This is a genomic window from Acinetobacter sp. EKM10A (assembly GCF_011075215.1).
Taxonomy (GTDB): domain Bacteria; phylum Pseudomonadota; class Gammaproteobacteria; order Pseudomonadales; family Moraxellaceae; genus Acinetobacter; species Acinetobacter baumannii.
In genome coordinates, this window is sequence record NZ_JAALLK010000019.1 from 15169 (window position 1) to 28618 (window position 13450).

At 39.7% G+C, this 13450-nt stretch carries 11 protein-coding genes and 3 tRNA genes; 7 read left to right on the forward strand and 7 right to left on the reverse strand.

The annotated features are described in order from the left end of the window. Window positions 1-117 precede the first annotated feature (117 nt). Window positions 118-969, forward strand: coding sequence for a dihydropteroate synthase (folP, locus tag G9371_RS17100; protein WP_029423994.1), 852 nt, complete (start codon window positions 118-120; stop codon window positions 967-969). 134 nt (window positions 970-1103) lie between these two features. Further along, window positions 1104-1418, forward strand: coding sequence for a DUF5713 family protein (locus G9371_RS17105; protein WP_000461267.1), 315 nt, complete (start codon window positions 1104-1106; stop codon window positions 1416-1418). Here G9371_RS17105 and G9371_RS17110 read toward each other — a convergent pair whose 3' ends face one another. Then, window positions 1419-1784, reverse strand: a complete 366-nt coding sequence (locus G9371_RS17110) for a hypothetical protein (protein WP_001112519.1) — start codon at window positions 1782-1784, stop codon at window positions 1419-1421. It lies immediately after the preceding gene. Between the two features lie 54 nt (window positions 1785-1838). Further along, window positions 1839-1924, reverse strand: a tRNA-Leu gene (locus G9371_RS17115). Window positions 1925-2120: 196 nt separating this feature from the next. Between G9371_RS17115 and G9371_RS17120 the strand changes: the two genes are divergently transcribed. Beyond that, window positions 2121-3884: an alkaline phosphatase D family protein gene (locus G9371_RS17120; protein ID WP_029423993.1), complete on the forward strand. Its 1764-nt coding sequence runs from the start codon at window positions 2121-2123 to the stop codon at window positions 3882-3884. Window positions 3885-3982: 98 nt separating this feature from the next. Here G9371_RS17120 and G9371_RS17125 read toward each other — a convergent pair. Both G9371_RS17125 and G9371_RS17130 read right to left on the reverse strand, forming a co-directional pair. Next, a tRNA-Leu gene (locus G9371_RS17125) sits at window positions 3983-4068 on the reverse strand. 11 nt (window positions 4069-4079) lie between these two features. Beyond that, a tRNA-Cys gene (locus tag G9371_RS17130) sits at window positions 4080-4153 on the reverse strand. 152 nt (window positions 4154-4305) lie between these two features. Between G9371_RS17130 and folD the strand changes: the two genes are divergently transcribed. Further along, window positions 4306-5154 (forward strand): bifunctional methylenetetrahydrofolate dehydrogenase/methenyltetrahydrofolate cyclohydrolase FolD, encoded by an 849-nt coding sequence (folD, locus tag G9371_RS17135; protein WP_001229846.1) that lies wholly within the window; start codon window positions 4306-4308, stop codon window positions 5152-5154. 240 nt (window positions 5155-5394) lie between these two features. Beyond that, window positions 5395-6063 carry a class I SAM-dependent methyltransferase gene (locus G9371_RS17140; RefSeq protein WP_001278012.1) on the forward strand — a complete coding sequence of 223 codons (669 nt, stop codon included), beginning with the start codon at window positions 5395-5397 and terminating at the stop codon, window positions 6061-6063. Window positions 6064-6083: 20 nt separating this feature from the next. Here the strand turns inward: G9371_RS17140 and G9371_RS17145 are convergent, their stop codons facing one another. Next, the gene (locus tag G9371_RS17145) at window positions 6084-6506 is read right to left on the reverse strand and encodes a hypothetical protein (RefSeq protein WP_001043188.1); all 423 of its coding nucleotides are present in this window, start codon (window positions 6504-6506) and stop codon (window positions 6084-6086) included. A 116-nt stretch (window positions 6507-6622) separates the two neighbouring features. Further along, entirely contained in the window at window positions 6623-7954 is a 1332-nt protein-coding gene (locus G9371_RS17150; RefSeq protein WP_001984607.1) for an MFS transporter, read from the reverse strand. Window positions 7955-8328: 374 nt separating this feature from the next. Between G9371_RS17150 and glpK the strand changes: the two genes are divergently transcribed. After that, window positions 8329-9837, forward strand: a complete 1509-nt coding sequence (gene glpK, locus G9371_RS17155; protein WP_029423992.1) for a glycerol kinase GlpK — start codon at window positions 8329-8331, stop codon at window positions 9835-9837. A gap of 154 nt (window positions 9838-9991) precedes the next feature. Further along, the gene (gene glpD, locus G9371_RS17160) at window positions 9992-11509 is read left to right on the forward strand and encodes a glycerol-3-phosphate dehydrogenase (RefSeq protein WP_005109537.1); all 1518 of its coding nucleotides are present in this window, start codon (window positions 9992-9994) and stop codon (window positions 11507-11509) included. 41 nt (window positions 11510-11550) lie between these two features. Here the strand turns inward: glpD and G9371_RS17165 are convergent, their stop codons facing one another. Further along, entirely contained in the window at window positions 11551-13383 is a 1833-nt protein-coding gene (locus G9371_RS17165; RefSeq protein WP_000214355.1) for a phosphoenolpyruvate carboxykinase (GTP), read from the reverse strand. Between the last annotated feature and the right edge of the window lie 67 nt (window positions 13384-13450).

Below are 13450 nucleotides of genomic sequence, written 5' to 3' on the forward strand. Positions count from 1 at the left end.
AAGCCACAGTCATGTGGCTTTTTTATTTGTCTTAACTTTGGATAAAACTGAAAAGAAATCGACAGCATGTAAAGCTTACTTGTTAAAATAGCCGCTGATTTTGAACCGGAGCTTTTTATGCAGCTAATATCTTTACCAAAGCAGATTTTACAGTGTGGACAGCTTCAATTAGATTTATCTCAGCCCCATGTTATGGGTATCTTAAATGTCACTCCTGATTCTTTCAGTGATGGTGGCAAACATAACCAATTAGACCAAGCGGTTGACCATGCACTTAGTATGATTGAGCAAGGCGCGACTATTATTGATATTGGGGGGGAATCTACCCGACCTGGTGCTTCAGAAGTTGCAGTAGAGGAAGAAGTGCGCCGTGTGGTACCTGTGGTCAAGGCTTTATCTCGCCATAACGTTATTTTGTCGATCGATACAAGTCAGCCAGAAGTTATTCGCGCAGCAAAAGCAGCAGGAGCACATATCTGGAATGATGTCCGTGCCTTAACACGTCCCAATGCTTTAAAAACTGCCGTAGAATTAGATATACCTGTAGTAATTATGCATATGCGCGGTGAACCAACGACAATGAATCAGTTGGATCAGTACACTAATGTAACACTCGATGTGATGCAAGAGTTGCAACAGCGTATTGATGAGGCTTTGGCTGCTGGGGTAAAAAAGCACAATATTATTGTTGATCCTGGATTTGGCTTTGCGAAAAATGCTCAGCAAAATTTAAAACTATTAAAAGAATTTTGGAAACTTAATGAACTTGGTTATCCAATTTTATCTGGCCTTTCTCGTAAACGTTTCATAGGTGAAGCTTTACAAGGCGCTCCTGCAGATCAACGTGCTGTGGGAAGTGTAACTGGGCATTTGCTTAGTATTCAGCAGGGAGCATCCATTGTAAGAGCGCATGATGTAAAGGAAATGCATGAAGCAATTTTAGTTTGGAAAGCTATGCAGCAAGTCTGAATAATGACGTTATAAAATTGGACTTGCTCAGTGCTCATTAAAATAGAGTAGATGAGTGAGTCGGGTAAATATCTCGTGATTTTTACGAAAATATGTTATAAGCGGCAAGTTTTTGCTGTTGTGTAAACTTTTGTATGTTTGAAGACTTACTTCTCCCAATGTTCGATGATGAATATTATCCAGATATTTTGGTCGCTGAACTCAAGCAGCTTATTGAGCAATTTGCTAAAAAAGTTCAAAAACCTGCTTTAGCTGAGCAAGATATCTATCGATATGCTCATCAAACTGTAAATGAAATTAATGAAATGAAGCCACAGTTCGAAGATCTAGATTCATCGCTTGATGATAGTGCTGCTGATTATATTGCTGAGGCAATGATGATGGTGGTACAAGATGCAGGATATTTAGATCTGGAGATGGAAGAGTTGGTGATGAATCGAGAGTGGTGATTACTCTCGATTTTCAAAATTTTTGAGAGCTTCTAATAAATGACATGTCTCGTCTAAATGAACTTCGTCTATTTTCTCAATTTTTAAAATTAAATTTCCATTCTGCTGTTCATTTACTTCTGCCAATACGCTGACCCAATAGTTTTTTTGTTGCTGCTGTAGCTCTTTAAATTGAGTAAATATCTCTTGAGGGGCTTCAATTAGATAGTCATCTTGAGTAATAGAGCAGCGTACAAAGTGCCAATCATTATTTTTGAACAAGATTGTACCGTTAAATATATCTTCGGCATTTGCAAAGGGTATAAAAAAGAGTAGAGCGGATATAAATATTAATATTCTGATCATGGCATTATTTTCATCAGGCATAAAAAAACCAGCTTACGCTGGATTCTTTATGGCACCAAATTCAATAGTTGAAAATGGTGCCCGGGGCCGGACTCGAACCGGCACGCTTTGAGGGCGGGGGATTTTAAATCCCCTGTGTCTACCTATTTCACCACCCGGGCATGTGCGCAATAATAGAGGACAAGTGCGCGATTGGCAAGAGAAAAACAGAGAGTTTGCTTTATTTTCAATCAGTTCTTATCAGTATTTCTATAAATTAACCAATTTATGTCATGATTTGTTCATCAAACTGAGATCAGTTGTTCATCTTCTCTACTTAAGTTTAAGACACTCATTGCTTAAAACTTAGGTAATTTTATGTCAGAGAAAATTTCACGCCGAGAATTAATTCAAAAAAGTCTACTCGGTTTTGGGGCTTTATCTATACCTGTTGCTTTTACAGGTTGTAATGATGGCTCAGATGATGAAAGCCCAGAAATACAAGCAGATTTTCTTCATGGTGTTGCAAGCGGGGACCCACTACAAGATAAAGTTATTTTGTGGACACGAGTAACACCGACACACTCTGGGGTGCGCTTAAAAGTTGTATGGGAAATTTCAACCGATAATCAGTTTAAACAAAATTTAAAGACGGGAATGGTTGAAACAAGCAAGACTGATGACTTTACAGTGAAAGTTGATGCAGCTGGGTTACAAGCAGATACGGTGTACTACTACCGTTTTAAATTTGGTAATAAAGTTTCACCAGTTGGGCAGACGAAAACATTACCAACATCCACCAATAAAGTGAGCTTTGCAGTATGTTCTTGTTCTAACTATCCTGCGGGTTACTTTTATGTTTATCGTGAAATGGCAAAACAGAATGTTGATGTCATTATTCACTTGGGTGACTATATTTATGAATATGGGGCAGATGGCTATGCGACAGAAGATGCAATCAAGCTAGGCCGTAATTTACCTGCCGATAATAATAAAGAAATTATTAAATTAGATGATTACCGCAAACGTTATGCGCTTTATCGTCAAGATAAAGATTTGCAAGCAGCTCATCAGCGCCATCCTTTTATTGTGATTTGGGATGACCATGAGTTGGCAAATGATGCTTGGCGTGAGGGGGCGGAAAACCATCAAAGTAATGAAGGGGCCTTTTCGGACCGTAAATTAGCTGCCTTACAGGCCTATTTTGAATGGATGCCAATTCGTCCAGTTTCTACTACAGATCATTTAAATATTTATCGCCAGTTTAACTTTGGCTCTCTTGTTCAGTTAACCATGCTAGATACGCGTATTATTGCGCGTGATAAGCAGCTTGCATATACAGACTACATGACGGCTACAGGCTTGGATATTGCTAAGTTTCAGGCAGATTTAACTAATCCGGTGCGTACTTTGATGGGGTATACGCAAAGAGATTGGTTGGTCGATAAATTAAAGCAATCTACAGCAATATGGAATGTAGTAGGACAGCAAGTATTAATGAGTAAAATGTGGATTCCAGCTGAGTTGTTGGCGTCTTTAGGGCAAATTACTTCAGGAGGAACTTCGCCTGAAGCGCTTGCCAAGATGAATGCACAAATTACCGAGTTGGTCGCTTTAAAACTTCGTTTACAACAAAATGATCCGACATTAACAGCCCAAGAAAAAGCAAGAATTATGACGGTTGCGCCATATAATCTCGATGCTTGGGATGGTTACTATGCTGAGCGAGAGTTTGTGTACGATAAATTGGTAGAATTTAATAAAAAGATCATTGTGTTAGCCGGGGATACACATAATGCATGGGCATCTTATTTATATAGCCAGAAAGGAAAATATGTTGGAGTTGAATTAGCGACCAGTTCTGTATCGTCTCCAGGTTTAGAAAAATATTTAAGTATTCCACTGGCTCAGCTTCAACAGTTTGAATTTGCATTTACTACATTAATTGATGAATTGGTTTATTGTAATTTAAATCAACGAGGGTACTTGTTGGTTACTCTAGATCAGGCGCAAGTTCATTCTGAGTGGAGATTTGTAGATTCAATTAAAAATACCGAATATCAGATAGATTCAAGTAGACAAAACGATATTGTATTGGATTTGAATTTGATGCCGTTAAAACAAGGTCAAAAGACGGCTTAAAATTAAAAAATAGAGGGTTACATAGTAGCCCTTTTTTTAGGTATAAAAAAACCAGCTTACGCTGGATTCTTTATGACACCATATTCAGTACTTGAAGATGGTGCCCGGGGCCGGACTCGAACCGGCACGCTTTGAGGGCGGGGGATTTTAAATCCCCTGTGTCTACCTATTTCACCACCCGGGCTTTACCAAATTTGGAGGCGGAGGTCGGAATCGAACCGGCGTCCACGGAGTTGCAGTCCGCTGCATGACCACTCTGCCACCCCGCCTGCATTTGGTGATGCACATATTAGCAACCTTTACAAAAAAAACAATACTGTTTTGAGCGAAGATGCACATAAAAACAACATCTAGAATAAAATTGTCGAAATTATCATGTATTATTGGCACATTAAATTCATGTCTACCTTGGAGATGTGCTGTGGCATTGGTTTTAGACGGTCGTGCATTAGCAAAGCAAATTGAAGAAAATTTGTTGGTACGTGTTGAAGCTTTAAAAGCGAAAACAGGTCGTACCCCAATTTTAGCGACTATTTTGGTTGGGGATGATGGTGCTTCTGCAACTTATGTACGTATGAAAGGGAATGCCTGCCGCCGAGTAGGTATGGATTCATTAAAAATCGAATTACCACAAGAAACCACAACAGAACAATTATTAGCTGAAATTGAAAAGCTTAATGCCAATCCAGATGTTCACGGTATTCTTTTACAGCATCCAGTTCCTGCACAAATTGATGAGCGCGCATGTTTTGATGCAATCTCTTTAGCAAAAGATGTAGATGGCGTAACTTGCCTTGGTTTTGGCCGTATGGCAATGGGTGAAGCTGCATATGGTTCAGCGACTCCTGCTGGCATTATGACGATTCTTAAAGAAAACAATATCGAAATTGCTGGCAAACACGCGGTTGTAGTTGGCCGTTCAGCAATTTTAGGTAAACCAATGGCAATGATGTTGTTACAAGCAAATGCGACAGTAACTATTTGTCATTCACGTACACAAAACTTACCTGAGCTTGTGAAACAAGCTGACATTATTGTTGGTGCTGTGGGTAAAGCTGAACTTATTCAAAAAGACTGGATTAAACAAGGTGCAGTTGTTGTAGACGCTGGTTTCCATCCACGTGATGGCGGTGGTGTAGGCGATATTCAATTACAAGGTATTGAAGAAATTGCTTCTGCTTATACACCAGTACCGGGTGGCGTTGGTCCAATGACCATTACAACTTTGATTCGTCAAACTGTAGAAGCTGCTGAAAAAGCTTTAGGTTAATTTAGTTTATTCACGTCAGCATCCTACCGTTTAACGAAAATGTTAGGAGCTCGTATGTTACTTTTCTTTCGGGATGAGTAGCGAATGCTACGCAAGACCAAAACGGTTGCACTAATTAAAGCAGTGGAATTGAACTAACGTATTTTTAGTAACTAGCCACTATCATGCTTTAAGCTACTGTTTTAGTCTTGCTCGTTATGCAGATGATCAAATAGTAATTATAAATTGTTGAGCTTATTTATGAGCTGCACCTTTCAATTGACCAAAGCCCCTGAACATTTACTTCAAGCCTTACATGAAGTCATTCCTCATTGTGAATTAATGGCACAACAGTTGCCAGAAACTCCAATTTCTTTATGGTTGATTCCACCTGTTTTTCCAACTGATCGATTGGATGACGAAGTTATTCGCCGTATCTGGAATGACACGCCGTATTGGATTTTCTGTTGGGCATCAGGCTTGGCGATGGCTCAGTGGATACTTGCAGAGCCGCACCATGTTAAAGATAAAGTGGTGTTAGATTTCGGAGCAGGTTCTGGTGTAGTGGCAATTGCTGCAAAAATGGCAGGAGCAAAACGCGTAATCTGCTGTGATATTGATCAGGTTAGTCTAAATGCTTGCCGTGAAAATGCTTTACTTAATGATGTAGAACTCGAATATTTAGATGATTTATATAAGGCTGAACAAGTCGATGTTTTACTTGCTGCCGATGTGTTATATGACCAATGTAATCGCTTTTTCTTAGATGAATTTTTAAAATTTGCACCAGAAGTATGGGTAGCAGATAGCCGTGTTAAAAATTTTAGTCATCCAAAATATGAAAAAATTGAAGAAAGAAGTGCAACAACTTGGCCAGATCTGGATGAAGCGAAAGAATTTAGAAATGTAAGTTTTTATAAGACGCTGTAAAAACAGCGTCTTTTTTTATGTTATGAACAAGTATAACGAACGACTTTTAATGTACTTGGACGTGCTTCAAGTGCTTGGCGTGTCGCATAATCTTCACCATTATTTAAGCTAGGTGTATTTGATAAGCCAAAAGAAGCGCGGGTTTCACCTAGTTGAATTCCGTAATGCTCATCTTTAGCTGGATTAGGAATTTCATTGATGCTTAAAATTGATAATTTATAAACTTTCTGAGCACCTAACACATTTTGACAAGCACGTTGCAATTTACGCTCATCAAGTTGCTGGTTACTACGACCAGCTAAAGTGTAAGCTAAAGTCGCTGAAGTTTTTGTTTGGTTTTCAATCTGGTAGCCAGTTGAACCATTATATTGTCGAGGCGTAGTCTGACATGCAGTTAAAATGAACATACTACTTAATGCCAAACATAGAATACTTTTATTCATCAGTATCGTCCTTATTTTCTTATATGAAGTATCTCATAAAATAGAAACGTTGTTGGAGCTTATTCACTAAGTTAGAGCTAACATTCACTTATGATATTAGCTCTAATTGAAGGATTTTAATGTTCTTTAATTTTTGAATGATGCTTGGTGTCTTTCATGAAGATATAAATCAGCAATGAAATGAAAATCATGATACTGACGTAAATAAAGAACCAAGATTCGTGCCCGGCTTCTTTAAAACTTAATGCAAAAAACTCGGCTGTACCACCAAATAAAGTATTCGCAATTGCATAAGGTAATGCGACGCCTAAAGCTCGAATATGTGCAGGGAAAAGTTCAGCTTTCACTACAGCATTAATTGATGTGTAGCCAGTTACCATGACTAGTCCACCTAAACATAACCAGAAAGCAGTCCAGTAGTTATGCGTGTTTGCAAGTGTATCAAACAAAATATAAGTGAATAAAACACCTGTAACCCCGAAGGCGATCATAAGCGGTTTACGGCCAATCCGATCTGATAAGGCACCTGCCAATGGCTGTAAGCACATAAAGATGAATAAGGCTAAAGTGGTAATTTGAGTAGCCTCAGGCTTGGTAAAACCAGAAGTATTCACTAAATATTTCTGTAAATAGGTGGTGTAAGTATAAAAAGCTAAAGTACCACCAGCAGTTAGGAATAATACAGTGAAGGCCTCTTTAGGATAATGTTTAAATAAAGCAAACATTCCTGATTTCGGCTGATCTGTTTCTGCTTGAGCGTTTTTAAAGGATTGAGTTTCCAATAAGCCACGACGAATACGGAACACCACAATAGCTAAAAGGGCTCCGATGAAAAACGGAACACGCCATCCCCAGTCATGCAGTTGTTCTTCGGTGAGTATCATTTGCAAGATGAGTAGTACGCATAAAGCTGTAAGCTGTCCTGCAATTAAAGTGACATATTGGAAGCTTGAGAAAAAACCACGTCGATCTTTTTCTGCCATTTCACTTAAATACGTTGCACTTGCGCCATATTCACCGCCTACACTTAAGCCTTGAATTAAACGTGCAATAACCAAAAGCAATGGAGCAAATACGCCAATACTTTCGTAGGAAGGTGTAACAGCAATCAGTAGCGAACCGATACACATTAAAGTAACGGAAAGCGTAAGGCCCGCTTTACGTCCTTTACGGTCAGAATAGATCCCCATAATCCATGCGCCAATGGGACGCATAAGGAAACCCACTGCAAAAATAGCGGCAGCTTGAAGAAGTTGGGCGGTTTGACTTCCTTTTGGGAAAAATGCATGAGCAAAATAGAGCGTAAATGCGGCATATACATACCAGTCGTACCATTCGACAAGGTTACCGGCAGAACCGCCCAAAATTGATTTTAGACGGGTTTTTGTATCTAAATTAGAATGTGGAGTTGTTGCGGTAGAAGGTTGATCAACCATGATTCGCTCCATGTTTCGCTTGGGTTGAATGCTAAAAAAGAGAAGATTTATTCCGTTTTTACATATTATCTACAGGAGTATTTCACTTTATTTTTTTTATGTCTGTAAAACAATGTTTATTATTTAAGCAAAGGAATAAGTTGAATATTTATGTGATTTCAAATTAGCCGATCAGCATATTTTTATCTTCTAATTTCAATATTTTTCTTATTACTTTTTTCCATGCAGTAAAAAATTGATAAAGAATGGGTAATGTTTGGACGAAGAAACCCTATGCCACTTAAAAATAATGATATATTCCAAAGAAAATTTTAAATAAATACAGTTAGGCATGATGTTTTTGCATTGTGGGCTAGATGTGTGTGGAAAATGAAAGGGACATTCAGATGTCAAATTGCCCGAAAAAATATATTGTCGCTTTTGATCAGGGAACAACAAGCTCAAGAGCAATTGTTTTAGATCATGATGCGAACGTTGTCAGTATTGCTCAAAGAGAATTTACCCAGATTTACCCTCAGCCAGGTTGGGTTGAGCATGATCCTATGGAAATTTGGGCAACTCAAAGTGCTGTATGGGTCGAAGCATTGGCTCAAGCTGGCATCAAGAGTGAGCAAGTTGCGGCAATTGGAATTACAAACCAACGGGAAACCACCATTGTCTGGGACAAAAAAACAGGAAGACCTATTTACAATGCGATTGTTTGGCAAAGCCGACAAACAACCGAAATATGCAATCAATTGTATAAAGCAGGTTGGCAAGAATATATCCGTAAGACCACCGGTTTAGTCATTGATCCATATTTCTCGGCCACAAAAATTAAATGGATTTTGGATCACGTTGAAGGCAGCCGTGAGCGTGCTGAGCGGGGAGAGTTATTATTCGGTACGGTGGACACTTGGCTCATTTGGAAACTAACTAATGGTGCTGTTCATGTCACTGATTTTACCAATGCATCTCGAACCATGCTGTTTGATATCGAAAAGCTTGAGTGGGATGAAAAACTTTTACAAGCTTTAGATATTCCTAGAGCAATATTGCCGGAGGTTCGTAGTTCATCTGAGGTTTATGGATATACACATACCATTAGTGGACAAGAAGTAGGGATCCCGATTGCCGGAATCGCGGGTGATCAGCAGGCTGCGCTTTTTGGTCAAATGTGTGTTGAGTCGGGACAGGCTAAAAATACCTACGGTACCGGCTGTTTTCTACTCATGAATACGGGTAAAAAGATTGTACGTTCAGAGCATGGATTACTCACAACTATTGCATGTGGTGCGAGTGGTGAGGTGAACTATGCCTTAGAGGGTGCCGTATTTAATGGTGGTTCTTGTGTACAGTGGTTACGCGATGAATTAAAGGTTATTAAGAATGCTAAGGATTCCGAGCTTTATGCAACACGTGTAAAGGATAATAATGGTGTATATGTAGTACCTGCTTTTACCGGGTTAGGAGCACCGTATTGGGACCCGACAGCTCGCGGCGCAATTTTTGGTCTGACGCGTGGGGCTAGTATTGAACATATTATCCGCGCAACTCTAGAGTCTATAGCCTTTCAAACTCGAGATGTTTTAGATGCCATGCAACAAGATGCAGAAGAAGAGCTTCGTACACTCCGTGTCGATGGAGGAGTAACGGAAAACAATTTCTTGATGCAATTTCAGGCCGATATTTTAACGACACCGGTAGAGCGTCCAATAATGAAAGAAACTACAGCATTGGGTGCAGCTTTCCTGGCAGGGCTGGCAACTGGTTTTTGGCAAGATCTTCATGAGTTAAGAAATAAATCTGCCATAGAAAAAGTATTTGAACCGAAAATGCCTTATGAACAAGCTGAACTTATTTATAAAGGTTGGCTAAAAGCAGTTAAGCGTAGTCAAAATTGGGCAGAGGATTGAACTTTTTCTTAACTAGTTGAATTCAACAGTAGGGTAGTCAATGGATAGTTCAATGCTAGAGGATGCAAAATTGATTATTCTACTTTTTTGATTGTTGTTTCATCAATTTGATGTTTTAATTTTTATAAGATCAACAATAAAAAGAACATGAGAAATGAAAGTACAACCTAATGATTGTTCAAAAATATATGATCTTGCCGTAATTGGTGGCGGTATTAATGGTGTTGGTATTGCCAATGATGCAGCAGGGCGCGGATTATCGGTATTTTTATGTGAAAAAGATGATTTAGCCAGCCATACCTCATCTGCTAGCAGCAAATTAATTCATGGCGGCCTACGTTATTTAGAACATAAAGAATTCAGGCTGGTCAGAGAAGCATTAGCAGAGCGTGAAGTATTGCTAGCTAAAGCGCCACATATTATTAAACCAATGCGTTTTATCATGCCTCATCGACCCCATTTACGCCCTGCATGGCTAATTCGAGCAGGTCTATTTTTTTATGATCATTTGGGAAAACGAGAAAAATTATTAGGATCAAATCTCATTTATTTCAAAGAAGACAGCCCTTTAAAACCAGCGATAACACGTGGTTTTGAATATTCTGACTGTACTGTAGATGATGCGCGTCTTGTGGTGTTAAATGCACTACAAGCTAAAGAGAAAGGGGCAAAAGTCGTTACACGTACACGTTGTGTTAAGGCTTATAGACAACAGGAATTGTGGCATCTGGAGTTACAAAGCGGAGCTGAGTTTTATCAGATACGTGCGAAAGCTATTGTAAATGCGGCGGGACCTTGGGTTGAAGAAATTATTAGTGAAAACCTGGGATTAAGTTCGCCTTATCAAATTAGGCTTATACAAGGAAGTCATATTGTTGTGCCAAAATTATATGACTGCCATAAGGCCTTTATTATGCAAAACGAAGATCGACGGATCGTTTTTGCAATTCCTTATTTAGAAAAATATACCCTCATTGGTACAACAGATCAGGAATACACAGGTGATCCACAAAAAGTAGAGATTACTGATGTGGAAATTGATTACCTTTTGACAGTGACAAATTCACATTTTAAAAAGCAGTTGACGCGAGCTGATATTGTAAGTCAGTACTCGGGGGTGCGTGCTTTATGTGATGATGAGTCGGATAATCCATCTGCAATTACACGCGACTATACTTTGGCTCTACAGGCAGAAGATAAAACCACACCATTGCTCTCAGTGTTTGGGGGCAAGATTACAACTTACCGAAAGTTAGCCGAAGCTGCTTTAGAACATCTGGCTCCTTTTTTTAATGACATGGCAGAGGAGTGGACTGCAGATGAAGCATTACCTGGCGCCGAAAACTGGACCACACTAGATGATTTAATCAATCAGATTAAAACACGTGTAAGTAGAATTTCTGACGCACTTGCCAACCGTTGGGCTCATGCATATGGCACAAGAGTGTGGAATATGCTTAAAGAGCGAAATGCTATAGAACAATTGGGTCAACATTTTGGCCATGATTTGTTTGAGTGTGAAGTCAGATATTTGTGTGAATATGAATGGGCTCACACAGCAGAAGATATACTTTGGCGCAGATCTAAATTAGGTTTGGCATTTGATGAAAAACAGGTAAAAGTTTTAGAAGCCTATTTATCAGAACGTCGATTAAAAGACGATGCCGCATAATAAAAAAGGTCGCACATGGCGACCTTTTTTATATAGAGCAATTAGAAGCCAGTTTTTACAGCTTCAAGTAAAGCTGCTTGACGTTCTTTTAATGCTTTAGGTAAGCGTTCGCCAAGTTTATTGAATAACTCAGTGTGGCTTTCAATTTCAGTAACCCACTGGTCTTTATCTTGATTTGTGATGAGGTCAAATTGTTCTTTAGTGAACTCAGTGCCTTCCCAATTCAAGTCTTCATATGTTGGAACAAAACCGATAGGTGTTTCAACAGCGTTCGCACGACCTTCACAACGATCAATGATCCACTCAAGAACACGCATGTTTTGACCGAAACCAGGCCATACGAAGTTGCCTTCAGCATCACGACGGAACCAGTTTACATTGAAGATTTTTGGTAATTTGTTGCCAGAAGCTTCAGCTTTTTCACTTACTTTCGCACCAAGGTTTAACCAGTGGTCAAAGTAGTCAGCCATGTTATAGCCAGCAAATGGAAGCATCGCGAATGGGTCACGGCGAACAATACCTTGTTGACCAACAGCAGCAGCAGTAGTTTCAGAACCCATAGTTGCCGCTTTATATACACCGTCAACCCAGTCGAAAGCTTCAGAAACTAAAGGTACTGTATCTGCACGACGACCACCGAAGATGAATGCAGAAATTGGAACACCTGCTGGGTTTTCCCAATCAGCGTCGATAGATGGACATTGACCTGCTGCAACAGTGAAACGAGCGTTTGGATGTGCTGCTTTTTCGCCGTTTACGTGAGGTTGACCTTTCCAGTTAGTTAAGTTTGCTGGAACTTCTTTAGAAAGACCTTCCCACCATACTTGACCATCGTCAGTTACTGCTACGTTTGTATAGATAACGTCTTTGTGAAGAGTTGCCATACAGTTCGGGTTAGTTTTGGTATTTGTACCAGGTGCTACACCGAAGAAACCAGCTTCAGGGTTAATTGCATATAAGCGACCATCTTCACCTGGTTTAATCCAAGCAATATCGTCACCTACAGTTTCGATTTTCCAACCTTCATAACCTGCTGGTGGAATTAACATTGCAAAGTTTGTTTTACCACAAGCAGACGGGAATGCAGCAGCGATGTAGTGTTTTTCACCTTGAGGGTTAGTTACACCAAGAATAAGCATGTGTTCAGCTAACCAACCTTGTTCGCGTCCCATGACAGAAGCGATACGAAGAGCTAAACATTTTTTACCAAGTAACGCGTTACCGCCGTAACCAGAACCGAAAGACCAGATTTCGCGAGTTTCTGGGTAATGAACGATATATTTCTCTGGGTTACAAGGCCAAGCAACATCTTTTTGACCTTCAGCAAGTGGAGCGCCTACTGTATGTACGCAAGGAACAAACTCGCCATCTGTACCTAATACGTCATAAACTGCTTTACCCATACGTGCCATTTTGCGCATGCTAACAGCTACATAAGGAGAGTCAGTTAACTCGATACCAATGTGAGCAATATGACTACCTAAAGGACCCATAGAGAAAGGAACAACGTACATGGTACGGCCTTTCATTGAACCTTCAAATAAACCATTTAATTTTTCACGCATAACAGCTGGATCTTCCCAGTTGTTTGTCGCACCAGCATCTTCTTTATTTTGAGAGCAGATGTAAGTACGATCTTCAACACGCGCAACGTCAGATGGGTCAGAATTTGCAAGATAAGAACCAGGATGTTTTTCTTGGTTTAATTTCTGCATGGTGCCGTTAGCGATCATCAAGTCGATTAGACGTTGATACTCTTCTTCGCTTCCGTCACACCATTCGATTTTTGCTGGTTTGGTTAAGTTTGCAATTTCTTCAACCCATGCTATAAGCTTAGGATGACGAACGAATTCTGGTGCGTTCACTGTGGTCATGGTGAGGCCTATTCAAAATATGTACAACGTACAAGTCATTCATTGGGATACAATGAAAGATCAAATA